The organism is Caballeronia ptereochthonis, assembly GCF_001545075.1.
Taxonomy (GTDB): Bacteria; Pseudomonadota; Gammaproteobacteria; order Burkholderiales; family Burkholderiaceae; genus Caballeronia; species Caballeronia ptereochthonis.
In genome coordinates, this window is the sequence record NZ_FCOB02000058.1 from 1 (window position 1) to 24884 (window position 24884).

The window sequence follows — 24884 nt, forward strand, 5'->3', positions numbered from 1 at the left end:
GCCACGTCGCCCTTGTTGGTCGACACCGCACCCGAGCCGATCGCCACCGAATCCACCCCCGTGGCCGTCGAATCTACACCCGTGCTGTTCGCATGGAAGTACTTCGTGCCCGTGTTGTACACGTTGTTGATCTGGTTGCCGATGTTGGTAACGCTGCCCGCCACGTTCGAGATATCCGACGTGTTCTGGTTGATCGCCTGATCCGCTGCATACAGCTGTGAGCCGTTCACCGCATCGGTTGAAGTCGCCGAGAGACGGCCTGCCCCAACGTTGGTGATCGTGCGCTCCTTGCCTGCCGAACCCACCGACACCGTGCTCGTCGCGCTGCTGCCTGCGAACGTGTACGTCTTGCCCCCGATCGTCGCGCTCGTGGTGTTCACCACTCCCGCCGTCATCGAACCCGCACCCAGCGCCACGTCGTTTGCGTTGATCGCCGTCGCGCCCGGACCAACGGCAACGGAATTTTGGGCCGCAGCGGTAGTATTCGCACCGATCGCCGTTGTGTTGTTGCCGCTCGCGGTTGCGTTCTCACCCAATGCCGTGGTGTTTGTGCCGTTCGAAAGAGAGCCGCCACCGATTGCCATGGAACCAGACGTGCCGCTGGCGGTCGCCCTGTTACCCAGTGCGATTGCGTCAGTGCCACTCGAAAACACGCTGTAACCGATACCGATGGCTTGGGCACCGGTCACAGTCGCGTAGCTACCGATCCCGATAGCACTGGTACCGTCCACTGTACTAAACGTACCAAGGCCAATGGCATATGCGCCAATCGTTGTAACGCCGTTACCAATGGCGTAGCCATTTACCGCGTTGGTACCCTGGCCGATTGCGATTCCGTTGAGATTGTTAGAACCCACCACACCGCCGTCCAGTGTCGTGGAGGCTTGTGCGGTCACAGACGAAAGCGCGGCCATCGCGGCGACACCAGCCGACACCGTCGCCGAAATGATGGCACGCGACTTGTTCGACGACTTCGAGCGTCCCTTCGCATTTTCTTGCGCGGCGACCCAAGTCCCCGTCGCTTCGTTCCAAACAGAACGATATGTCTTATTCATATAAATCAAAATCCTTAGATAACAATGAAAACCAATTCGATCGATTTAATCGTTCGGCGCTGCCAGCGGTGTTCGGGTTCGTTTTGAGTGATTCGACGATACCGGCTTCGCTTTCCGTCTCATCTTTAGCGATCAATCACCTTAACCGGGAAGCGCTTAAGCATTTCAAATCAAAAGACTCATTGCGCGTTTATTCAGAAAAGCAGCAAACGTCCACTCTCGATACCGACGTCTTAATTTAGTGAACTAATGTCTATGAACCTATAAGCGGCCTCCGAAAGACAAGAAGCCAACAGACTTTAAAAACTAGGACTATTCTTACCCTCGCAAGTAAATTCCGGGCGTGAGCTAGCAATGCTCATGTTTTTATCGAGCAAGGCCGATCGAAATTTATCTTGCGAAGGTAAATTGAGAAGAAGTGAAAGACTGTTGCGAAGAGGATTTATCCGCGTCTGATAACAGAATCCGCGGGTTCGGGCGAGTTTTATCCTTTTTTCTCAAGAATCCGACATTCATCGTGCCAGATTTTCCGGAACGCTTGCTCCATGCTTCGAGCGAATCGCTTTCCATTCATGAGTGGCGAATTAACCATTCGATTCCGCAATCCAGCACGCAACTCGCCTAGATGCGGGAGATCCGTGGCGAGCGAAACCGCCGTATCCACGAAGCGGGCGCCCGAACTCGCCGCCAGTTCACCAAGGCCCAGATTCGACAGCAGTGAGTATCCAGCGCGGCTTTGAGGTGAATTCCCGACGATCGTCACCACAGGCACCCCCATCCAAAGCGCATCCAGACTCGTGGTGTGACCGTTGTATGGGAATGTGTCGAGAACGATATCGATATGGTGATAAGCGCGCAGGTATTGATCACGTGGACGATAATCCGTGTACTCCAACCGGGAAGGACATATGCCAAGCGAATCGAACTTGGCACTCACCGTTTCCCGCGCTTTGCCTTGCGCCAGCAGCAGGACCAAACGTGAACCTTCTACGCTTCGAAGCACCTGCGCCCAAAGCTCGAAGGTCCGGTCCGTCAGCTTGCTGGGGTTGTTCAGGCAACCGAACGTGACGCATCTGGCGGCGTACGCCGGCAAGGGGTTGACTTCGACTTCCGTTGTCATGGGGTCATAACACCAGAAGGTGTCCCGCAGACGAATGGATTTCTCGCTATACCGTGCGTCCGCCTCCGGCGACCCCGCGGGATCGAGCCAAGGATCGGTGAGCCGGTATCCGATGGCGGTGCTGCCAGTGGTACCGGGATAAGCCAGCCAAGACACTTGCACGGGCGCGGGTCGGCGCGCGTGAAGCAGCGGACGCCCTCTGGACATATGCATGGTCAAATCAACGAGAACGTCGATTCGGTCCTCTTTGATCTGGTGAGCCAGTTGTTCGTCGGTCAGCTCGTGAACGTCGCGCCATACGTCTGCCAACTGAGCGATTTCCTGCGTCACGTGGTCCGGCTTATCGACGCTCGAATAGCAATAGACTTCGACGGCCTCATGATCATGGTTGCGCAACAGCGGCAACATGAACATGGCTTGGCAGTGGTATCGGAAATCCGGCGAAACATAACCGATTCGCAAGCGCCGTGAAGCCGTAAGGTCATTGCGGTACTCAATCGAGCGCGAGACATACGGCGCCTCGAAATGAGAGGCGAAACGCCTTCCTTCATCGAGCACCTCGAATCCGTCATCGCTCGCGAACGTGAGCATATATACGAGATTCGAATGTGCGATTTGGCAATCCGGATCAAGTTCGATGGCAACGCGGAAGCAGTCCAACGCTTCACTAACGTCCCCTGAGGCTTTCGCGAGCAAGACGTTAGCGAGACCGACATGAGCCGCTGCGGTGCGTGGCTTCAACTCGACCACCCTGCGGTGGAAGACTTCGGCTTCGTCAAGCCGGCGCGTGTCCTTCAGCAGCAGGCCCAAGTTGAAGGCAGCGTGCCAGTGATTGGGGTCAGCTTCGAGCACGCTGCGGAAAACAGCTTCAGATTCCGAGCTCTGGCCCGATTCCCAGAGCAGGGCCCCAAGATTCACGAGCGCTGCGATGGAACCGGGGCTCAACTCGACTGCGCGACGCAGTATTGGTTCGGCTTCGGCGAAGCGCCTTTCCTCTGCCAGCAGCGCCCCCAGCGCATTGAGGCTGCCCGCGTCGTTCGGCGACTGGGCGACGGCGTGGCGGAAAAGCTCGATTGCATCTTGACGTCGCCCTTGGTCGGAAAGCAGTTTGGCGAGCATCTCGCTCGCCCCGGCAAACTGCGGATTGCTCGCGAGTGCGGCGCGCAGAGCGCTCTCCGCTTCCGGGAAGCGTTTCAGTTCAACCAGCAGCGTCCCCAGATTGCACAATGCTTCCGCGAAATCCGGCTTGATTTCCAGCGCGCGGCAAAAGGCGGGCTCGGCTTCGGCGAGCATGCCGAGTTCGGCGAGCACTGTCCCCAGACTGTTCTGCGCCTCCGCCGAGGCCGGCCTCAACTCCACGGCACGGCGCAGCTCTACCAGAGCCTCGTTCGGCCGCCCCATTCGCGCCAGCAGCTTGCCGAAATTGAAGCGAAAATCCGCAGCGTCGGGATCGAGTTCAATCGCGCGGCGATACGCCGTTTCAGCTTCTGCAACATTGCCTTGCTCATCGAACAGCCGCGCGAGATTGTGTTGCGCGGAGGAGAGCTTCGGATTCAGCGAGAGCGCACGTCCCAGCGCGGACTCCGCTTCCGCATAACGCTTCTGTGCCTTCAGCGCCAGTCCCAGATCGGCTTCACCCTCGGCACTCGTCGATTCCGAAAGCGAGGTCCGGATCAGCGATTCCGCAGTTGCCGGATCGCCGCCAAGCAAATGAATCGCGCCCAGAAGATGGTTCGCTCCCGGATGTGCCGGCGCCGCGCTCAGAATCTCGGTACAGCGTGCCGCAGCCTGCGCCCTGTTGCCAGCGCGAAAGCTCGCCAGCGTAGATTCGAATGACTCGATGGATGCCTGTCCGGTAGCTTGCACTTCCTGCTTCCTTTATCGATGCGTTTGCGGAGGCCGAACGGAGGATCGTCTCCGCTGGTTTCATGCGCCGACGCAGAGTGAGCACCGGCAGACGCAATGGTAGGAAGCGAGGTAAATCGCTGCTATCGAACAATTCCTAATTTGAGATGCAGCCTCTGAAAAACCCTGGACATCCGCCTCTTGGGACGAGACGGCGACGACGAGTGAAATAAAGCAGACTGAACGGCCCAACAGCATCAATGTGGCTGTTCGAGCACAATTGCGAAACTGGCGTGCAGCACAAATAAAAAAACGCGACGGAAACCGTCGCGTTTTTGCTCAGAAGTTCGAAACTTTCAAGCGGGCATCATCACCGCGCCGCCGACGCATCCGCCACCAGCAACGCCGTCATATTGACGATCCGCCGCACCGTCGCGGATGCGGTCAGCACATGCACCGGCTGCGCCGCGCCGAGCAGGATCGGCCCGATGGCGATGTTATTACCCGCCGCCGTCTTCAGCAGGTTGTACGAAATATTCGCCGCATCGATGTTCGGCAAAATCAGAAGATTCGCATCGCCTTCAAGCGTCGATTCGGGCAGCACACCCTTGCGCAACCGCGCATCGAGCGCCACGTCGCCGTGCATTTCGCCGTCGACGTCGAGATCCGGCGCGCGCTCCTTCAGGATCGCGAGCACGTCGCGCATCTTCTGCGCGGACGGTGCGTTGCTCGTACCGAAATTCGAATGCGACAGGAGCGCGATCTTCGGCATGATGCCGAAACGCTTCACCTCTTCCGCCGCCATGATCGTGATCTCGGCGAGCTGCTCGGGCGTGGGATCCACGTTCACGTGCGTATCGACCAGGAAAATCTGCCGGCCCGGCAGCACGAGCGCGTTCATCGCCGCGTACACCTTCGCGCCTTCCTTCTTGCCGATCACCTGATCGATGAAATGCAGATGACGATGCGTCGTGCTCACCGTGCCGCAGATCATGCCGTCCGCTTCGCCCTTCTTGACGAGCATGGAGCCGATCAGCGTCGTGCGGCGGCGCATTTCGAGCTTCGCCATCTGCTCGCTGATGCCCTTGCGCGCCATCATCTTGTAATAGGTCTGCCAGAAGTCGCGGTAGCGCTCGTCGTGATCCGTATCGACGACCGTGAAGTCGACGCCCGGCGTGAGACGCAGGCCGAACTTGTGGATGCGCTGCTCGATGACCGCCGGCCGGCCGATGAGAATCGGCTTGGCGATCTTCTCGTCGACCGCGATCTGCACCGCGCGCAGCACGCGCTCTTCCTCGCCCTCCGCGAACACGATGCGCTTCTTCTCCGGCTCCACGCTGCGCGCGAGCTGGAACACGGGCTTCATCGTCGTGCCGCTGTGGTAGACGAACTGCTGCAAATGCTGTTCATAGGCGTCCATGTCCTCGATCGGACGCGTCGCCACGCCGCAATCCATCGCGGCCTTGGCCACCGCCGGCGCGATCTTCACGATGAGACGCGGATCGAACGGCTTCGGAATCAGATACTCCGGACCGAACGACAGATCCTGAATGCCATATGCCGTCGCGACGATATCGCTCTGCTCCTGACGCGCCAGTTCCGCGATCGCGTTGACCGCCGCGATTTCCATCTCCTTCGTGATGACGGTCGCGCCCACGTCGAGCGCGCCGCGGAAGATGAACGGGAAACAGAGGACGTTGTTGACCTGGTTCGGATAATCCGTGCGGCCCGTGGCCAGCACCGCGTCCGGGCGCACTTCGAGCGCCAGTTCCGGCAGGATTTCCGGCGTCGGGTTCGCGAGCGCGAGAATCAGCGGCTTCGCGGCCATCTGCTTGACCATGTCCTGCTTGAGCACGCCGCCCGCGGAAAGCCCGAGGAACACGTCGGCGCCTTCGATCACCTCGGCAAGCGTGCGCGCGCTGGTTTCGCGGGCGAACAACTCCTTGTCCGGGTCCATGAGTTCGGTGCGGCCCTTGTAGACCACGCCGGCCAGATCCGTCACGTAGATGTTCTCGCGCTTCATGCCGAGATCGACCAGCAGGTTCAGGCACGCGAGCGCCGCCGCGCCCGCGCCGGAAGCAACGAGCTTCACTTCGCCGATGTCCTTGCCGACCACCTTCAGGCCATTGGTGACCGCCGCCGCGACCACGATGGCCGTGCCGTGCTGATCGTCGTGGAAGACGGGAATCTTCATGCGCTTGCGCGCTTCACGCTCGACGATGAAGCAGTCCGGCGCCTTGATGTCTTCCAGATTGATGCCGCCGAAAGTCGGCTCGAGCGCGGCGATCACGTCGACGAGCTTGTGCGGATCGGTTTCGTTCAGTTCGATGTCGAACACGTCGATGCCGGCGAACTTCTTGAAGAGCACGGCCTTGCCTTCCATCACCGGCTTGGACGCGAGCGGCCCGATGTTGCCGAGGCCGAGCACCGCCGTGCCGTTCGACACGACGCCCACGAGATTGCTGCGCGCGGTGAAACGCGCGGCGTTCAGCGGGTCTTCAACGATCGCTTCACACGCGAACGCGACGCCCGGCGAGTAAGCCAGTGCGAGATCGCGCTGGTTGATCATCTGCTTGGTCGGCGCGATCGCGATCTTCCCCGGCGTGGGAAATTCGTGATAGTCGAGCGCGGCTTCGCGCAACTTGGTATTGGCGTCAGTCGTCATAAGGCGGGCTAGCAGTGCGGGATTTAGAATGGATGTTCGAACGCATTGTAGCGCCATTCAGAGGCAGTTTCGGACCGCGCTCCATGCATTTCGGCTACAAGTGCCGTGACTGGAAAACGTCTGATCGCCACGTGCGGCAAGGCTCGTGGCGCATCGCCGGATTTTTTCGAGACACGATGCGGGCGCTTTCGCAGCCTCGCGGACCGGTTCGCTTTCATCTTGCAGCGCACAAAAACATATCCATTGCCGACGATGCTCTCCGAGTTTTCACTGATCGACCGTTACTTTGCCCGCCGCGCGACAGCGCCCGCGCCGCGTCATGACGACGAAGCCGCGACGCCGCTCGGCATCGGCGACGACTGCGCGCTCATCGCGCCGCCCGTGGGGCATCAGCTCGCCATTTCGACGGACATGCTCGTCGAAGGCCGCCATTTCTTTCCTGATGTCGATCCACACGCACTCGGCCATAAGGCGCTCGCGGTGAATCTCTCCGATCTCGCCGCGATGGGCGCGAAGCCGCACGCGTTCACGCTCGCGCTCGCGTTGCCGCGCGCGGACGAAGCGTGGCTCGAGGCATTCAGCAACGGGCTCTTCGCGCTCGCCGAACGCTGCGACTGCGCGCTCGTCGGGGGCGACACGACGAGCGGGCCACTCAACATCTGCATCACCGTATTCGGCGACGTGCCGCACGGCGCGGCACTGCGGCGCGACGCCGCGAAGCCCGGCGACGACATCTGGGTATCAGGCATGTTGGGCGATGCGCGCGCGGGCCTCGGCGCGGTTCGCGGCGAATGGCGCGCGCCCGATGAAACCGTCGCCGCCGACTGGAAGCGCGCGCTGGAGCGGCCCGAACCGCGCATCGCGCTGGGTCTCGTGCTGCGGGGTGTCGCGCACGCGGCGCTCGATCTCTCCGACGGCCTCGCCGGCGATCTCATGCACATCCTGAAGCGTTCGGGCGTGCGGGCCGTCGTCGATGCCGACGCCGTGCCCTGCACCGACGCCGTCCGCGCGCTTCCCGAGCCCGCGCGCCGCCAATGCACGCTCGCGGGCGGCGACGATTACGAACTGTGCTTCACTGCGCCGCCATCGGCGCGCGACGCGCTCGCGGATATTGCGATGCGCGTGAAAGTGCCGCTCGCGCGCATCGGTACAATCGAATCCACGGGTACGCCCGCCATCGCCTGGCGCAATGCCGCAGGCGCCCCGCTCTCCCTGACGTTGCAAGGCTTCGATCATTTTCATGCAGACTGACCCGACCCTCGCGGGCGAACCGAACGAGCCGCGCGCCGCGCCGCGCAAGGCCAGCGCGCGCTTCATGCTCACGCATCCGCTCCATATTCTTTCCCTCGGCTTCGGCAGCGGGCTCTCGCCCTTCGCGCCGGGCACGGTCGGCACCCTGTTCGCGTGGGCGTCGTTCGTCGTGTTCAACCGGCATCTGACGGTCGCTGAATGGGGCGCGCTGATCGTCGTCGGCTTCATCGCCGGATGCTGGTTCACCGGCTTCACCGCGAAGAAGATGGGCATCGCGGACCCCTCGCCGGTCGTGTGGGACGAGATCGTCGCGTTCTGGCTCGTGCTGCTGCTCGTCACGCCTGCGACCTTCACCGGCCAGCTGTGGGCGTTCATCGTGTTCCGCTTCTTCGACATGGTGAAGCCGCCGCCCATCCGCTATTTCGACCGCCGTTTGAAAGGCGGCTTCGGCATCATGTTCGATGATCTCGTCGCGGCGTTCTTCACGCTGCTCGTGATCGCGCTGTGGCGCATGACCGTCTGACGGCGCTTTCCTTCTTCTCTCACCCCTTCGAGACACCGCCATGCCAACCGACACCGTCGTTCACCAACTCGCGATTCGCGTCGGCAACAAACTGCGCGACGAACGGCTGATGCTCGCCACCGCCGAATCGTGCACGGGCGGCATGGTTGCGAGCGCGATCACGGATATTTCGGGCAGCAGCGCGTGGTTCGAGCGTGGCTTCGTCACCTATTCGAATCTCGCGAAGACGGAGATGATCGGCGTGCCCGCCGCGCTGATCGAGCAGCATGGCGCCGTGAGCGAACCCGTCGCGAAGGCGATGGCCGAAGGCGCGCTGCGCAACAGCCGCGCGCAGGTGTCGGTGTCGATCACGGGCGTCGCGGGTCCCGCCGGAGGAAGCGAGGCGAAGCCGGTGGGCACGGTGTGCTTCGGATGGAGCAACCGGCTGCATACTGGCGTCGAGACGCAGTTGTTCAAGGGCGATCGCGAGCAGGTGCGCACGCAGGCGGCGACGCATGCGTTGCGCAAGCTGCTGGAATTTCTGGATCAGCGCGAGCGGTAAGACCCGGCCTCATTGCATGAACAAGCGACGCGAAGATCCGGCAGTTTCCGTCACGTACACCCGGGATCAGGCGGCCCGATGAATGGGCCCCCGGACGTTCGGCAAGGCGCTCGGCTACGTATGCGCCGTGCGCGCCGATTCCCGACGCCTGAACCGAGCGCTTACCGATACTGATTGATCGAATCGCGCGTCTTCTTCGCGGCGACGGCTGCGGCCTGCGCGTAATCGTCGCCCTTGCCCGCATAGATGATCGCGCGCGACGAGTTGATCAGCATGCCCGTGCCGTTCGCGGTGCGGCCGGCGCGCACGGTCGCTTCGACATCGCCGCCCTGCGCGCCGATGCCCGGAATCAGCAGCGGCATGTCGCCGACGATCCCGCGCACCGTTTCGATCTCCTTCGGGAACGTCGCGCCGACCACGAGCCCGAGCTGCCCGCTGGCGTTCCATTTCTCCGCCGCGAGCGTCGCGACGACCTGATACAGCGGCTTGCCGCCCGTCTCCAGGAATTGCAGGTCAGAGCCGCCGGCGTTCGACGTGCGGCACAGCACGATCACGCCACGGCCTTCATGCGCGAGATACGGCTCGATCGAATCGAAGCCCATGTACGGATTGACCGTCACCGCATCCGCCCGATAGCGCTCGAACGCCTCTTTCGCGTACTGCTCGGCCGTGCTGCCGATATCGCCGCGCTTCGCATCGAGAATCACGGGAAAGCCGGGATGCCGCTCGTGGATATGCGCGATCAGCGCTTCGAGCTGATCTTCCGCGCGATGCGCCGCGAAATACGCGATCTGCGGCTTGAACGACGACGCATACGGCGCGGTCGCATCGACGATGGTCTTGCAGAACTCGAAGATCGCATCCGCACGGCCGTTGAGCGCGCCGGGAAATTTCGACGGCTCGGGATCGAGGCCGACGCACAGGAGCGATTGAGTCCGCGACCACGCGGCGTTGAGAGTCTGGATGAAGGACATGGAGGGAAGGTCTGAAAACGTCGATGCCACGCATTTTAACGCGCGTGGCATCGCATCCCGGACCGGATCAGCGCGCCGATGCGCTGCGCGCCCGCGCCTTCGCTCCGGCGCGCGTGCGCGGCCTCTCGCGCCGCACGGATTCGCCGGTGCGCTCGACCGTGAAGCGGAACTCGCGCGACAGCCGCTCGCCGGGCTCGAGCACGGTCATGCCGTGCGCCTCGCCGCCGCCGGGCAGATTCACCGCGTTGATCGGATGATCGACCGGCTCGAAGCAAAAGAAATTCTCGCCGGGCGGGGCGTAGAGCACGTAGTAATCGATGTCGGCGGCGATGGTGAGCGACAGGCGCCGCTTGGGCCACAGCACGCTCGTGCGGCCGCTCCAGCCGGTGAACGCGTTGTTCACCATCTCGGCGGGCATCGGATACGCGACGCCGAACTGCCACGCGGGCGGCGCCGGCACGTGCCGCACCGGAAGCCAGTCGTCGCCGCAGAGCCACACGCCGCCCGCCGCCGCCGACAGCTCCGTGTCCGCCTCGCGCATCAGGAACGGATGCAGCCCGAGGCCGAAGGGCAGCGCTTCGTCGCCGGTGTTCTGCACGTCGAGCGTCACGACGAGGGTTGCTTCCTCGAGCGCGTAGGTCTGCGCGGCGCGGAAGGAATAAGGCTTGCCGTCGCTGCGATCGAGCGTCAGACGCACGCGCGCCGCGTCTTCCTCCTCCACTTCCCATGCGCCGAGCCAGCCGTCGCCGTGCAGCGGCAGCGGCTCGTCGATGCGATTGCGCGGCACGTCGATCGCGCGTCCGGAGAACTGAAAATGCCCGTTGCCGATGCGGTTCGAATACGGCAGCAGCGGATAGCACGCGAGCTGATTCGGATCGGTGCCGGGACCGGGTTCGACACAAGGCCGGAAGATCGGCACGAGCGCGCCCTTGTGACGCCAGTCGAAGCGCGTGATGCCGCCGCCGAGCGAGGGCGCGAGCTCCAGCCGCAGCTGTGCGTTGGCGAGCGTGATGCAGCCTTCGGCGTTGGCGCCGCCCATCGCGACCACCGCCGTGCCGGGGCCGGGGCGTATCGGCGGCTCGGCTGCGGCGGCCAGCCTCGAGCGGCGGGCGTTCGCCTGTGCCTGGGATGTCGATGCAGGATTCGGTCTTTGCTCTGTGCGTGCAGCAGTCATGACTCGTGCTCCATCGAGAGGCGAAAAACCCGGCGCGGCCGGGACGTGTCGGGCGGTGCGTCGTTGCGCGCCGCCTCGAAATTTCTCTTCTTAGGCCTTGCCCGCGAAAACCGGTTCCGCGACGCCACGGATGCCGGGTGTCGCGACGAACACGCCGCCGGCGTGCGCATCGTTTTGCAGGGCGTGATCGTCGAGGCCGATGCGCGCGCTCGTCACATACAGCGTGCCGAATTCCGGCCCGCCGAACGCGACGCAGCTCGGCTGCGCGGTCGGCACCTCGATGCGCGCCGTCTCGCGGCCATCGGGCGCATAGCGCACCACGCGCGCGCCGCCCCACTGCGCGTTCCACAGCCCGCCTTCGGCATCGACGATGGAGCCGTCGGGCACGCCGGTCGCGTCGGTCAGTTCGACGAACACGCGGTCGCCGGAAAACGTCGGATAGTCGCAGGCGCGGATCTGCCGCGTCGGCGAATCGCAGTAGTACATCGTCGCGCCGTCGGGGCTGAAGCCGATGCTGTTCGAAATCGCGCAATGCCCGAGCGGCAGCCGTTCGAGCGACAGGTCGCGGTTCAGCCGATAGAACCCGCCGAAGGCTTGCGCATCCTCCACATCATGCTTCGTGCCGAACACGAAGCGGCCATCGCGGTCGCAGCGGCCGTCGTTCAGGCGCGTCGGCAGGTCGGCTTCGACTTCCGTGATGGTGTCGATCTTGCCCGTCGCGATCTCGTAGAACGCGAGCCGCGACGCGAGTCCGAGTAGCAGGAATCGCGCATCGGCGCAGGGCGAGAAGCAGGCGAGCCGCTCGGGCATCGCGAACGACTCGCTCGCACCGTTGCGCGGATCGTAGCGCCACAGTTTCTTGCCTTCGATGTCGGTCCACCAGAAGCGGCCGCTCGCGGCGCACCACGTCGCGCCTTCGCCGAGCGAGCATTGGCTGTCGATCAGAAGCTGCGCGCGAGTCGAGTTCATCAGGCCCATCCTCCGTCCACGATCATGTCCTGCGCCGTGATCATGCTGCTGTCGTCCGATGCGAGAAAGAGCGCCGCGCGCGCGAGATGCGCGGGGAGCAATTCCGCGTCGATGCACTGGCCCTGCTTGATTGCCTCTTTGCCGGCTTCGTCGAGCCACAGGCGCTTTTGCTTTTCGGTCATGACCCAGCCGGGCACTAGCGTGTTCACGCGGATGCCGAACTTGCCGAGATCGCGCGCGAGGCCGCGCGTCATGCCTTGCACGGCGGACTTCGCCGTCACGTAGACGGGAAAGTTGCCTTGCTTGAGCATCCAGCTGATCGAACCGAGGTTGATGATCGAGCCGCCGCCGAGCTGCTTCATGTCGGCGATCACGGCCTGCGCCGCGAAGAACTGATGGCGGATGTTGACCGCGATGCCTGCGTCGTACGACTCGGGCGTGACGTCCTCGATGGCATGGCGCTTGTCGTTGGCGGCGTTGTTCACGAGCACGCCGATGGGGCCGAGGGCGCTTCGTACGTCCTCGATGCCCTTGCGCAGGGCGTCGATGTCGGTCAGGTCGACGCGCAGGAACATGGGGCGGTATTTTCCCTGCGGGAGATCAGCGCCCAGGCGGTCGGCGAGCGCTTCGCCGGCGTCGGTGTCGATGTCGAAGAAGGCGACTTTTGCGTTCTGGTCGAAGAAATGCTCGACGAAGGCCTCGCCGATGCCGGTTGCGCCGCCGGTGATCAGGACTGTTTTGCCTGACAGGCTGGGGTAGTGGGCTAGCTTGCTTTCGATGGATGCCATGCTGGTTGTCTCGGGGTTCTTTGTTGCTTTCGCTTTGCTTGGGCTTCTATGGAACTTGTGTTCGTGTCGGTCTATTGGCGTTGCCCCTGTGCGGGGCAACGCCAATAGACCACTAAGAACACAGGATTCCACGAAGACCCAAGCGCACCGCCACCCACACCCCCACAAAACTAATCCCGCGCCCCACGATTCTTCAACTGATCGAGCAACACGGCTGCAAGCAAAATCGCCCCCCGCACGAGGTACTGATAAAACGCATCGATATTGAGCAAGTTCATGACGTTCTCGACGGTACCCATGATCAGCACCCCGATCACGACACCGGAGATCGTCGCCCGCCCCCCCAACAACGACACCCCACCCAGCACACAAGCCGAAATCACGTTCAGCTCAAAACCCTGAGCCGCATTCGGCTGCCCCGACGTGATCCGCGAAGCGAGTATGACCCCCGCCAACGCGGTCACCGCGCCCTGAATCAAAAAGATCCACACCCGCGTGCGCTCGACATTGATACCCGCAAGCCGCGAAGCCTCCGGATTCCCACCGATCGCCAGCGTGTTGCGCCCATAAACAGTCTGGTTGAGCAATACGCCAAAAACGATGAAACACGCAAGCGTGACCCAGATAGGCAGGGAAATCCCGAACATCGACACGCCGCCCAGCGCGATGAACGTATCCGACGATACCCCCACCGCCTGCCCGTGCGACACGATGAAGCCCAGGCCGCGCACGATCTCCATCGTCGCAAGCGTCGTAATCAGCGCGTTGATGCGCAGATAGGCGATCACCGCGCCGTTCACGAAGCCGATCACCGCGCCCGCCGCCACCGCCGCGACGATCGCGATCGCCGTGTTGTCCGTCGCGTTCAGCACCATCGCGCAGAGCACGCCCGCAAACGCAATGGTCGAGCCGACCGAGAGATCGAAGTCGCGGGAGGCCAGGCAGAACATCATCGTGCACGCCACCATGCCGATCTGCGAGATCGACAGCGCGAGGCCCAGCATGTTCTCGATCGAGAAGAAGTGATCGACGGTCAGCGACATCGTCAGGAACATCACGATAAAGATCACGATCAGGCTGTACTCCGTGATCTGCTGCCACCATTTCTGCTTGTCGCCCTTTTGCGGGATCAGCGTGTTCGCGACCTTTTCAGTCGCCTGCCCCACGATGTTTTCTCTTGCTTGCATGATTCGCTCCAATGTCTCCTGACTTTATGCCGCCTGTGCAACGCTCTCCGCCTGCGGCAGCGCAAGACTCAGCACCGACTGCTCGCTCGCCTTCCCGCGCGGCAATTCGCCCGCGATGCGCCCCTGCCGCATCACGACGATCCGGTCGGACACGCCCAGCACTTCCGGCAGCTCCGACGAGATCATCACGATCGCGCAGCCGCGCTCGGCCAGCTGATAGATCACGTTGTAGATTTCATGCTTCGCGCCGACGTCGATGCCGCGCGTCGGCTCATCGAGAATCACGACCTTCAGGTCCGGCTCCGCGAGCCAGCGCGACAGAATCGCCTTCTGCTGATTGCCGCCCGACAGAAAGCGGATGCGCTGCTTGCGGCTCGGCGTCTTGATCTTCAGAAGCTGGATGAAGCGCTCCGCCGTCTGCGCCTCCTTCTTGCGATCGAGAAAGAGCCCGCCGCGCAGGTAGTGCCGGCGGCACGAAATGTTGATGTTCTCCGCGACCGTCGCCATCGCGACGATGCCTTCTTCCTTGCGATCCTCCGGACACAGCACGATGCCGTGGCGAATCGCCTCGCCGGTGCTGCGTACCTTGATCGGCTGGCCGTCGAGCGTGATCGTGCCGTCCTTCTTCTTGTCCGCGCCGTACACGAGATGCATCAGCTCGCTGCGGCCCGCGCCCACGAGCCCGAAGAAACCGACGATCTCGCCGCGCCTCACGTCGAAGCTCACCGGCGCGCTCAATGCGTCGCCCTGCACGTTCTTCACGGAGAAGCGCACATCGCCCAGCGGACGCGCGCGGTAGTCATAGATGTCGCTGATCTCGCGCCCGACCATCTCCTGCACGAGCGTGTCGCGCGGAACCTCGGCCAGCGCCAGATGCGACGCGATCTTGCGCCCGTCGCGGAAGATCGTGCACGCATCGCACAGCTCGTAGATCTCGTCCATGCGATGCGAGATATAGATGAGCGCCCGGTTGTCCGCCTTCAGATCGCGCACGAGCTTGAACAGCACTTCCGTCTCGCGGTGCGAGAGCGAACTCGTCGGCTCGTCCAGGGCGATCACGCGCGCATTGCGCAAGAGCGCCTTGCAGATCTCGACCATCTGCCGCTGCGCGATCGAAAGCTTGCGCAGCTTGGCGTTCGGATCGAGATCGACGCCCATCGCCGCGAGCCGTTCGCGCACGTGCTTCTTCGCCGCGCGCTTGTCGACCCAGCCGAGCCGGTTCGGCAGCGCGCCGAGCAGCAGGTTCTCGGACACGGTCAGGTCCGGCACGTACTGCAGTTCCTGGTGAATCACCGCGATGCCCGACGCGATCGAAGCCGCCGCGCTCGCGAAATGCACTTCCTTGTCGTCGATGAGCACGCGCCCCGAATCGGGCTGATACTCGCCGCCGAGAATCTTGAGCAAGGTCGATTTGCCCGCGCCGTTCTCGCCCATCAGACCGTGAACTTCGCCGGCATTGACGTCGAACGACACGCCGTCGAGCGCGCGCACGCCTGGAAACACCTTGCCGATATTGTCAAAACGCAGCGTCGCTGACACATCGCCTCCTGTTTTCTGCGCGGGCCGCGCGAACACGGCCCGCCTGCTTCACGCAAACGAAGACTTACTTCGATGCGAGACCCATCTGCTCGCGCACCTGGGTCACGTTGTCACGCGTGGCCAGCATGCCCGTCGTGAGCGTCAGCGGCGGCGGCGCCTTGCCGTCCTTGATCCACGTGTACATCAGCTCGGACGTCTCTTCGCCGTGACGCTTCGGGCTGATGATCACGGTGCCGAAGAAGCCCGTCGGGTTCGGCTTCTTGAACTCGTTCAGCGCCGAGTCCGAGCCGCCGATGCCGATGCCGATCATGTTGTCCGCCTTGATGCCGCGCCCTTCCGCCGCCCGCACCGCGCCGAGCACGCCTTCGTCGTTTAGCGCGTAGGCCACCCAGTGCTTGAACTGCGGGTTCTTCGTGAGCGCGATGTTCGCGGCGTTGAACGCGTTCTCGGTGTCGGTCTTCGCCTGAGGCGCCGCGATCACGTTCGCCTTCGGGAAGCCGGCGGCGACGAGCGCATCGGTCGCGCCGGTCGTGCGGTCATGCGCGGTCGGCAACTGTTCGTAGGTCACGTCGATCGCGCCGACATCCTTCATGTCCCAGCCGCGCTTCTTGATCTCGGCGGCAATGCCGTCGCCGACCTGCTTGCCGATGTTGTACGCGGAAATGCCCATGTGCGGCACGGACTCGATCGGCTTGCCGGAGCCGTCGACGAGCCGGTCATCGACGGTCATCATCTTCAGCTTGTCGGCCTTCGCCTTCGCGACGATGCCCGGTCCGAGCTTCACGTCGGGCGTGCAGATGATGAAACCCTGCGCCTTCTGCGCGGCGAGGTTGTCGATCGCGCTCATCACCTTTTCACCGGACGGCGCGCCGATCTTCACGAGCGTGAAGCCCTTCTCCTTCGCGGCGATCTCGGCGAACTTCCACTCGTCCTGGAACCACGGTTCTTCCGGCTGCTTCACGAGGAAGCCGATCTTGACCTCGTCGGCGGCCTGCGCGACGGGCGCCGCGATCATGGACGCGCTCGTTGCCGTGGCGGCGGCGATCAGCGTGAGGAACAGTCTGCGTTTCATCTCTTGTCTCCCGACTTTTTCCGTTATTTCAAGAAGCCCGCGCACGGGCGCTATGAAAGTGTGTGGCCGTGTCGAAGCGGCGCGTTAGCGCCTTGCTCTAGTTGTGATGCCGCACCGCGGCCAGTGCGTCATTCTTTCGATTCTTCGTCGCCGCTCAATCGTGGTAGAGCGCCGAACGCCCGCCATCCACGGTGATGCAGCTCGCGTTGATGAACGGCGCCTCGTCCGATGCGAGAAATACCGCCGTCATCGCGACTTCCTGCGGCTGGCCGATCCGCTTCATCGGTTGCAGATCGAGCGTCGCCTGGCGCGCGGCCTGCGGGTCCGCCTGCGCGTTCCACCAGTCCAGCGTCAGTTGCGTTTCGATGTAGCCCGGCGCAATCGCATTCACGCGCACGTTGTTCGGCGCGTATTCGATGCCGAGCGCGCGCGTGAGTCCGATCACGCCGTGCTTCGCCACCGGATACGGAAAGCAGCCGGGGATGATCCTGAACGCGTGCGTCGACGCAATGTTCACGATGCTGCCCTTCTCGCGCTCGACCATGCCCGGCAGCACCGCGCGGCAGCCGTTCCACACGCCGTCGAGATCGACGGCGAAGCAGCGGCGCCAGTCGTCGTCGGTCATGGTGAGCGGATCGCAGAACACGTTGATGCCCGCGTTGTTCACGAGCACGTCGAGCGGGCCGAATCGCGCTTCGGTTTGCTGCACGGCTTCCTTCACCGACGCGCTTTGCGTGACGTCGGTCTGAACCGCGAATACACGGTCATGGCCCGTTTCCGACGCGATGCGCCCGGCCGTCGCGCGCGCCGTGTCGATATCCAGTTCCGCCAGCGCCACCGATGCCCCTTCGCGCGCGAACGCCAGCGCGATCGCGGCGCCGATGCCGCGTCCCGCGCCGGTGACCATCGCCACCTTGCCGGCGAGGCGGGTCATCGCTTCTCGCCCCGCGCGATGGCGAGCCCGTCGATGAACGCCTTCGCGTGCGACGCCGTCACGTGCGCGCTCTGGCCCGGCTTGTACAGCGCGGAGCCGAGGCCGAAGCCGTTCGCGCCCGCGGTGAGAAACGGCCCCATGTTGTCCGGCGCGATGCCCCCGACCGGCACGAGCGGCACTTCCTTCGCGATCACCGCGCGCCAGGCCTTCGTCACCGCCGGTCCGAGCTGCTCGGCGGGGAACATCTTCAGCACGTCCGCGCCTGCCTTCAGCGCGAGAAACGCTTCGTTCGGCGTCGCGACGCCCGGCGCGCATGCGAGGCCTTGCGTCTTCGCGGCGCGGATCACGTCGGCGTCGCTGTGCGGCATCACGATCAGCTCGCCGCCCGCGGCCTTCACGGTGTCGACGTAACTCGGGTGCAGCACCGTTCCCGCGCCGACGATCGCATCGGCGGGCAGCGCCTGACGGATCGCCGCGATGCTGTCGAACGGCTGCGGCGAATTGAGCGGCACCTCGACGATGCGAAAGCCCGCTTCATACAGCGCGCGGCCGTGATCCACCGCTTCGGCGGGCGTCACGCCGCGCAGGATCGCGATCAGCGGACACGCGGCGAACGCCTTCGCGAGACCGCCGTGCATGCCGTATGGCGCGGGCAGATTGATGGAAGGTTGCATCCTGGTCACTCCATCTCAGGCCGCGCGCACGGGCGCGGCGACGAGCCCGGCAAGCGCGGCGATTCGGTAAAGGCCGCGCTCGGTGGCGTGCGCGACGGTTCGTGCGTCGTGACAGCCGAAACGGGCGAGCGCGGCGCGATAGCGGTCGCAGAGCGCGTCGTTGCCGATCAGCCGCAGCGTTTTGCCGGCGAGCGCGGATCGTTCGCGCGAAAGCACTTCGTTCAGGCCGCGCAGCTCGTGGCCGATCAACAGCCCCGACAGATAATCCGGCTGCTGCTCCGCCGTGAGCTGGCCGGTGAGACCGAGCGTGCGCGTGCTGAAGATCGTCGCGAGCAGGCCGGCATGGCCGGCGTCGCGCGCGGTATCGACGCCGCGCAGGAACGCCGCCTCGTCGTGCGTCGCGCTCGGATGCATCGTGCGGCCGAGAATCGTGTGATCGCGCAGCGCGCCGAAGGTCTCGCCCGTCATGAAGGTGTAAAAGCGCTCGATGCGGCCATTGCCGACGAACGCCCATTTCGCATGTGTGCCCGGCAAGCCGATCAGCGCGCCGCCCGCTGCGCCCAGCGAAGGCTCGCTCGCCAGCGCGCCGAAGATCTGCGTTTCCTCGCCGCGCATCACGTTGGGCAGCGCGCCGCGCTCGAGCACGCCCGGCACGACATGCACCGTGACGCCGCGCGCCGTCTTCACGCTGACGATGCCCGCGACGAGCGCATCCGCACCCGCCGGCGTTTCGACATAGGGCGCTTCCACCCAGCCCTGCGCACTGCCGACCATGCCCGCCGCGACGACCGGCAACTGCGGATGCGCATCGAGCCACGCGCCGCAGGTTTCCTCGAATGTCTGATCGAAGCCGCCCGCGGGCAGCTTCATGACGCCCGCCGACGACGCGCGCGTGTCGAGGCCGACACCGTCGCCGCCGAGCAGATACGCGCGCAGGGACGTCGTGCCCCAGTCGAGCGCGATGAGTGCGGGTGAGCTCATCGCTTTATCCTGCGGGCGGCCTGCGGCGCGCGCCAGCCGAGTTCCTCGGAGATCGCGCGCGCCTCGCGCTGCACGATGGGAATCAGTTCTTCCATGCGCTCGTGCGGCATATAGGGGATCGTGCTCGCCACCGAGAGCGCCGCGACGATCGCGCCCGACGCGTCGCGCACCGGTGCGGCGACGCAGCGGATCGACGCCTCGTTCTCTTCGAGATCGAACGTGAAGCCGCCTTGCGAGTAGCGCGTCATGCGTTGCAGGAAGGTGTCGAAGTCGGGGCGGTTGTCGGGCCTGAAGCTCATCTTCGCGAGCGCGCGGTGGGACGCCTCCAGCAGCTTCTTCCATGCGCTCGCTTCGAGGTCGAGCATCATCGCCTTGCCGATGCCCGTGGACGCGAGCGGCATGCGGTGGCCGACGCGCGAGCGCATCTCGAGGCCGCGCGTGCCGGGAATCTTGTCGATATAGAGGACGTCGTCGCCATCGCGCACGCCGAGGTGAATCGTGTCGTGCGTGTAATCGGCGAGCGCCTGCAGATGCTGCCGCGCGACCGCCGTCAGCGGCATCTGCTCCAGCGCGATCGTGCCCAGTTCGATGAGCTTCGGCCCGAGCAGGTAGCCGCCCTGCACCTGCCGCAGATAGCGCGCCTGCACGAGCGAGCTGACGAGGCGGTGCGTCGTGCTGCGCGTCGTGCCGAGCGCGGCGCCGAACGAACGCAGATCGCGCGCGCCGTTCGCGGCGGCTTCGAGGATCGCGAGGCCGCGCAGGAGCGTCTGCGTGCCGGCCTGCTGCGGCGTGATGTCGACGAGCGTGCTCGGCAGCGCGATGGCGTCGGGATCGGGCGCGTGGTTCCCGCCGTTGCCCTTCACGCGCGGACCGCTCGTGCGCGCGGATTGCGCTTCTGTGGCGTCGGTTTCGGGAGTCTCGAATTTGGTCATGGCTCGGGTCTCGTCGATCACGATGCGCTTCGAGCGGCGGATGCAGGCGTGAGCGCGTTTGCCGTCGAACCGGCGTGCGAATCGTGCGAATCGTGCAGTGCGGCCCGCGAGCGCGGGCGAGCGATCGAATGCATGACGTGTCTCCGTTTGTTTTTTTTCGCGCGCCGGGAGTCTTGTTCGGCTCTTTTTGTATTTGCACGCGCATGCCGTTCCAGGCGTTGGTCGGATTGTAGTTCTGGCGGTCCGGTTTATTCAATATGTGATCGAGACGTTCACATAATGGGAATAAGATCGATGATCGAAAGCAATATGTAAGTCGGAATAGGGACCGTCAATGAACTGGACCGGAGCTTTTCCTATATCCGGTATGCGGGTCCGCACCGGGCGGTAGAGTCGTCGAAGTGCACGAAAGCATGAGCTTAAGCCGCGCAATACTGGCTTTGTCGTGTGCGTCAATGCCGGGATCGAAAACAAAAAAGCCCCGGCGAATCAGGGCTTTATATCGTTTAGCGAGGTTGGCTAAATTTCATTGTGGCAGTTCGGCGGCGCCCATCCGGCGCGCGATCACGCCCGCCCGCTGCGACAGATATGGCGAATTGCGATGGTCGTCGAAATACTTGGGGCGCGGCAGCATGACGGCGAGCCGCGCGCTCTGCCAGGCGGTCAGTTTCGTGGCCGATGTCTTGTAGTAATAGCGCGCCGCCGCTTCCGCGCCATATACGCCGTTGCCCCACTCGACCGAGTTCAGATAGATCTCGAAGATGCGTTCCTTGTCCATCCAGAACTCGAGCATCCACGTGATGACCAGTTCCTGCGCCTTGCGCACATAGCTCTTCTCCCGCGACAGAAAGAGATTGCGCGCCAGCTGCTGCGAGATGGTCGAACCGCCCGCGACGATCTTCCCGCGCGCCTTGTTTTTCTCCCACGCCTGCAGGATCGCGTCGGTTTCGTAGCCGTTATTGTTGACGAAGTTCGCGTCCTCGGACGCGATGATCGCGCGCTTCAGGTTGCGCGAAATCTGGTCGTACGGCACCCAGGTCCGCTGCAGCGTGACGCCGGGATGCGTCTTCGCGAGCGTCCACGCATCTGAGCGCATGAACGCCGTCGCCCCCGGATTCAGGACCGTCCAGACGCCGATCTGCGCGAAGAAATAGAGCTGCGTGGCGATCATCGCAATCCCCAGCACCGACACGCCATAGGCGATCCACCGCGCCGGCCCGAGCCGCACCGCGCGGCGCGCGCGCGGCGGCGTCGTGCGGCTCGGCGCGGGCGCGGTCGTCATCAGGCTTTCGCGGCCAGCGTCTGGCGCAACTCGCGCAGCACCGCGCCGCCGTCCGGACGCACGCCGCGCCAGATGAAGAACGACTCGGCGGCCTGCTCGACCAGCATGCCGAGCCCGTCCGCCGCGTGCGCGCCGAGCTTCGCGGCATGCTGCATGAAGACGGTCGGTTGCGCGCCGTACATCATGTCGTAGGCGAGCGTGCCTGCGCCGAACACGCTGTCGTCGCAGTCGGGCAAGGCGGCGTCGAGGCTGCCGGCGGTCGCGTTGACGATCACGTCGTAGCGTCCGGCTTCCGCGCTGTCGGCGCCGCCGCCCGAGAAGCGCACGCCGCATTCGGCCGCGTTCCGCGCGAACTGATCGACGAGCTGATGCGCCTTCGCCGCCGTGCGGTTGACGATGGTGAGCGCCGCCGGCGCGCGATCGAAGATCGGCAGCACGACGCCGCGCGCCGCGCCGCCCGCGCCGAGCAGAAGAATGCGCGCGCCCTTGAGGCTCACGCCGAGATTCACTTCGATGTCGCGCACGAGCCCGACGCCGTCGGTGTTGTCGCCGCGCACGCCGTCGGACCCGAAGGCCAGCGTGTTCACCGCGCCCGCCGCCGCCGCGCGCGGCGAGAGAGAATCCGCGAGCGCGTGGGCTTCGAGCTTGAACGGCACGGTGACATTCATGCCGCGTCCGCCCGACGCGATGAAGCTCCTCACTTCACGCTCGAAGCCATCGAGCGGCCCGAGAATGCGCCCGTATTCGACGGGCTCGCCGGTCTGCTCGGCGAATTTCGCGTGGATCCACGGCGATTTGCTGTGCTCGATCGGATTGCCGATCACCGCGTAACGGTCCTTCTGGCTCATGATCGGTTCGGCTCCGTGGATGACTGCGTGTCGCCGGTCGATTCCGGCTGCTGTTCGGCCGCACCTTCGGCCGGTGCTTCAGCTTGCGCTTCCGCCTCGCTTTCCGCGGAAAGATCGTCGGTTTCGATGATTTCCTCGTCGGCTTCGTCTTCCTCGATCGGCGCCGCCGCGGACGGCGCGTCGATCACATGCAGCAGACGGCACGAGGCTTCGACCGTCAACTCGTCGATCGACACCACTTCCAGCATGACGCGCGTGCCGCGTGCATGCACGCCGAGCCCGGGCACGTGAAGGATCAGCGGGATTTCCTCGAGACGCACGAGATCGTCCTTGATGACCGCGGCCGGAACCTGCTTTTTGTTCTCCTGCTTCAGCCAGCGCAGGCACCAGAAATACTCCATGCGGCGCTGGTGATCGGCATACGCGGTGTAGGTATCGTCGAAACCCTGCACGACGGCGAAGAGATCCGCGTCCTTCGGCTTGAACGGCGCGGCGAGCTTGGCCGTCACGCCGTGCTGCACGCACGCGAGCAACTGCCATTGATTGACGAGATCGACATAGCGGCGCAGCGGCGACGTGCTCCACGCATATTGCGCGACGCCGAGGCCCTCGTGCGGCGCGGGCGTCGTCTGCATGCGCGTGCGCTTCGGGCCCGGGGCGCCGAAGCCGCGCTGCGAGCGATAGATGCCCGGCACGCCGTGATCGTTGAGGAACGCGCCCCACGATGAGTTCGCGAGAATCGCGAGCTCGGCGACGATCAGATCGAGCGGCGAACCGCGACGGCGCGGCGTAATGGTGATGTGCTCGCCTTCGACGTAGAAATTGAAGTCGTTGTTGCGCTGCACTTCGCGCTTGAGGCCGTAGGTCGCGCGCGCCTGCTGGCGTTTCTCGAAGAGCGCCTGCGCGAGCGGCCACAGCACGGCGATGTCTTCCTTGTGCGGATAATCGCCCGTGCCGGCGGCGAGGCTTTCCTCGGTCACGTGCTCGTCGAGATGGTTATGGCGCAGGTTGCTCTTCACGAACACGCGCTCGGCGCGCGTCTCCGTCGCGACGATGTCCTGCGTCTCGCGATTCACGATGATGTACAGCGACAGCGCCGGGCGCAGCCCGCCTTCGCCGAGCGTGAACACGTCCACGACCTCATCGGGCAGCATCGTGATCTTGTCGCCGGGCATGTAGACGGTGGACAGACGCCCGCGCGCGATCGCGTCGATCGCATCGCCGCGCGTGATGCCGAGCGCCGGCGCCGCGATGTGGATGCCCACGCGCACGCGGCCATCGGCGAGATGCTGGACGGAGAAGGCGTCGTCGATTTCGGTCGTGGTGACGTCGTCGATGGAAAACGCTTCGACATTCGCCTCCGGCAGATCCTCGGGCAGCGGCCCCGGCCGCACCGACGGAAAGCCGATGCCGTGCGGAAAGTACTCCGACAGGAAGCGCGCTTCGTGCAGCGCGCGCGGCGACGCGATGCCGCCGCATTCGAGCATGAGGCGCGCCTGCGAGATGCCGCGCGCGGCCGCCGCCGCCTCGAGCGCCTTGTATTCGATCGAATTCTTGTCGGGCCTGGTAAGCAGGCCGATCGCCTTGCCCTTCAAGGCCTCGGGCAGCTTGCCCGCCTTCAGTTCCTCTTCGTAGCCCGCCTGCACGAGCGCCTGCTGACGCTTGCGCTCGAGCGACGCAAGCGCCATCTGCAACTGCTCCTGCGGCGCGCGCTGATACTGGCCGCGCCCCTTGCGCCGGAAGTAGACCGGCGCGCCGTGCATGCGCAAGACGAGCGCAGCGCGTTCGGCCGGGCCGAACTTGTCGCCGAAGTAATCCGCGCCGAGCGCGGCGAACGGAAATTCATCGTCGGGTGCGCATTCCCACAGAAAATCGAGGTCGATCTCCTGCGCGATGGCGTCGGCCTCCTGCATCAGATCGCCGGCCGCCGGCTTGTCGAACTCGATCAGCACGTCTTTCGCGCGCACCTTCGCGCGGCGCCCGCCCGGCAACTCGACCTGGAACGCGTCGCCCTGCTTGGACAGCACCGCCCCGGCCTTGAAACTACCCGATTCCTCGAAGAAAACGTTCACTCAATACTCTCGTAAAACGGTGGACCGAATCGCGTCGTGCGCGCCGGTGGTTGAATTGGCCTGACGCCGGGCTCAGGCGGCCGCCGGCGCGACCAGCGGAGGCGACGCCTGATCGCAGAACGCGAGCACATCGGCGAGATGCGCCGGGAAGTCGCTGATCGCGTGATCGCCGCCCTGGATCAGCGTGGTCCGCACGCCGGGATAGTGGTCGAGCATCGTGCGGTAATCGAGCACTTCGTCGCCCGTCGCCGCGATCAGATAGTAGCGTTCGGGCCGCGTGATCGACTCGACCGCGAGCGCGCGCAACTCGTCGAGATGGCGCGGCAGCACGGTGATGCTGCCGTCGCCGTGCCACAACGGCTGCTCGCCGAGATAGCGGCTCAGATCGCGCTGCGGCACCACCGCGGGATTGAGCAGCACGGCGCGCCAGCCGTGCTGCTCCGCGAGATACGTCGCGT

General features: G+C 64.4%; 21 protein-coding genes. 3 read left to right on the forward strand and 18 right to left on the reverse strand.

The annotated features are described in order from the left end of the window. The 3 genes from AWB83_RS36325 to AWB83_RS34250 form a co-directional block, all read right to left on the reverse strand. The coding region (locus AWB83_RS36325; protein ID WP_279629108.1) for an ESPR-type extended signal peptide-containing protein at positions 1-1055 on the reverse strand (1055 nt) is incomplete at its 3' end. A gap of 484 nt (positions 1056-1539) precedes the next feature. Continuing rightward, positions 1540-4041: a tetratricopeptide repeat protein gene (locus AWB83_RS34245; RefSeq protein WP_087050035.1), complete on the reverse strand. Its 2502-nt coding sequence runs from the start codon at positions 4039-4041 to the stop codon at positions 1540-1542. A gap of 349 nt (positions 4042-4390) precedes the next feature. Further along, positions 4391-6685, reverse strand: a complete 2295-nt coding sequence (locus tag AWB83_RS34250) for an NADP-dependent malic enzyme (RefSeq protein WP_087050036.1) — start codon at positions 6683-6685, stop codon at positions 4391-4393. Between the two features lie 252 nt (positions 6686-6937). On the opposite strand from AWB83_RS34250, the gene thiL reads away from it, so the two are divergent. From thiL to AWB83_RS34265, 3 genes are read left to right on the forward strand one after another with little or no spacing between them, the layout of a single operon-like run. Continuing rightward, the gene (gene thiL / locus AWB83_RS34255; RefSeq protein WP_087050051.1) at positions 6938-7936 is read left to right on the forward strand and encodes a thiamine-phosphate kinase; all 999 of its coding nucleotides are present in this window, start codon (positions 6938-6940) and stop codon (positions 7934-7936) included. Beyond that, positions 7926-8459 carry a phosphatidylglycerophosphatase A family protein gene (locus AWB83_RS34260; protein ID WP_208636836.1) on the forward strand — a complete coding sequence of 178 codons (534 nt, stop codon included), beginning with the start codon at positions 7926-7928 and terminating at the stop codon, positions 8457-8459. Before thiL ends, AWB83_RS34260 begins: the two co-directional genes overlap by 11 nt. 40 nt (positions 8460-8499) lie before the next feature. Next, complete coding sequence (locus AWB83_RS34265; RefSeq protein ID WP_087050037.1) at positions 8500-9000, forward strand: CinA family protein; 501 nt, start codon at positions 8500-8502, stop codon at positions 8998-9000. A gap of 161 nt (positions 9001-9161) precedes the next feature. Here the strand turns inward: AWB83_RS34265 and pyrF are convergent, their stop codons facing one another. The 15 genes from pyrF to AWB83_RS34340 all read right to left on the reverse strand — a co-directional run. Further along, positions 9162-9974 (reverse strand): orotidine-5'-phosphate decarboxylase, encoded by an 813-nt coding sequence (gene pyrF / locus AWB83_RS34270; RefSeq protein ID WP_087050038.1) that lies wholly within the window; start codon positions 9972-9974, stop codon positions 9162-9164. A 67-nt stretch (positions 9975-10041) separates the two neighbouring features. Further along, positions 10042-11148 (reverse strand): aldose 1-epimerase, encoded by a 1107-nt coding sequence (locus AWB83_RS34275; protein ID WP_087050039.1) that lies wholly within the window; start codon positions 11146-11148, stop codon positions 10042-10044. Between the two features lie 90 nt (positions 11149-11238). Beyond that, on the reverse strand, positions 11239-12126 hold the full coding sequence (locus tag AWB83_RS34280; protein ID WP_087050040.1) for an SMP-30/gluconolactonase/LRE family protein: 888 nt from the start codon (positions 12124-12126) through the stop codon (positions 11239-11241). Then, the gene (locus AWB83_RS34285) at positions 12117-12905 is read right to left on the reverse strand and encodes an SDR family NAD(P)-dependent oxidoreductase (protein ID WP_087050041.1); all 789 of its coding nucleotides are present in this window, start codon (positions 12903-12905) and stop codon (positions 12117-12119) included. Before AWB83_RS34285 ends, AWB83_RS34280 begins: the two co-directional genes overlap by 10 nt. Before the next feature lie 170 nt (positions 12906-13075). Next, on the reverse strand, positions 13076-14092 hold the full coding sequence (gene araH, locus AWB83_RS34290) for an L-arabinose ABC transporter permease AraH (protein WP_087050042.1): 1017 nt from the start codon (positions 14090-14092) through the stop codon (positions 13076-13078). Positions 14093-14116: 24 nt separating this feature from the next. After that, the gene (gene araG, locus AWB83_RS34295; RefSeq protein WP_087050053.1) at positions 14117-15631 is read right to left on the reverse strand and encodes an L-arabinose ABC transporter ATP-binding protein AraG; all 1515 of its coding nucleotides are present in this window, start codon (positions 15629-15631) and stop codon (positions 14117-14119) included. Between the two features lie 64 nt (positions 15632-15695). Continuing rightward, positions 15696-16703, reverse strand: coding sequence for an arabinose ABC transporter substrate-binding protein (locus AWB83_RS34300; protein ID WP_087050043.1), 1008 nt, complete (start codon positions 16701-16703; stop codon positions 15696-15698). 154 nt (positions 16704-16857) lie between these two features. Further along, positions 16858-17637 (reverse strand): SDR family oxidoreductase, encoded by a 780-nt coding sequence (locus AWB83_RS34305; RefSeq protein WP_087050044.1) that lies wholly within the window; start codon positions 17635-17637, stop codon positions 16858-16860. Further along, positions 17634-18311 (reverse strand): 2-dehydro-3-deoxy-6-phosphogalactonate aldolase, encoded by a 678-nt coding sequence (locus tag AWB83_RS34310; protein WP_087050045.1) that lies wholly within the window; start codon positions 18309-18311, stop codon positions 17634-17636. The genes AWB83_RS34305 and AWB83_RS34310 overlap by 4 nt, the downstream gene beginning before the upstream one ends. A gap of 15 nt (positions 18312-18326) precedes the next feature. Beyond that, on the reverse strand, positions 18327-19292 hold the full coding sequence (locus AWB83_RS34315) for a 2-dehydro-3-deoxygalactonokinase (protein WP_087050046.1): 966 nt from the start codon (positions 19290-19292) through the stop codon (positions 18327-18329). Continuing rightward, complete coding sequence (locus AWB83_RS34320; protein WP_087050047.1) at positions 19289-20224, reverse strand: IclR family transcriptional regulator; 936 nt, start codon at positions 20222-20224, stop codon at positions 19289-19291. Before AWB83_RS34320 ends, AWB83_RS34315 begins: the two co-directional genes overlap by 4 nt. A 526-nt stretch (positions 20225-20750) precedes the next feature. Then, the gene (gene mtgA / locus AWB83_RS34325) at positions 20751-21506 is read right to left on the reverse strand and encodes a monofunctional biosynthetic peptidoglycan transglycosylase (protein ID WP_087050048.1); all 756 of its coding nucleotides are present in this window, start codon (positions 21504-21506) and stop codon (positions 20751-20753) included. Continuing rightward, a complete protein-coding gene (aroE, locus tag AWB83_RS34330) occupies positions 21506-22354 on the reverse strand; it encodes a shikimate dehydrogenase (protein ID WP_087050049.1) in 849 nt (282 codons plus the stop codon). The genes mtgA and aroE overlap by 1 nt, the downstream gene beginning before the upstream one ends. After that, complete coding sequence (locus AWB83_RS34335) at positions 22351-24426, reverse strand: ribonuclease catalytic domain-containing protein (RefSeq protein WP_087050050.1); 2076 nt, start codon at positions 24424-24426, stop codon at positions 22351-22353. The genes aroE and AWB83_RS34335 overlap by 4 nt, the downstream gene beginning before the upstream one ends. Before the next feature lie 72 nt (positions 24427-24498). Then, positions 24499-24884 (reverse strand): YqiA/YcfP family alpha/beta fold hydrolase (locus AWB83_RS34340; RefSeq protein ID WP_279629109.1); only part of this gene is annotated, 386 nt, incomplete at its 5' end.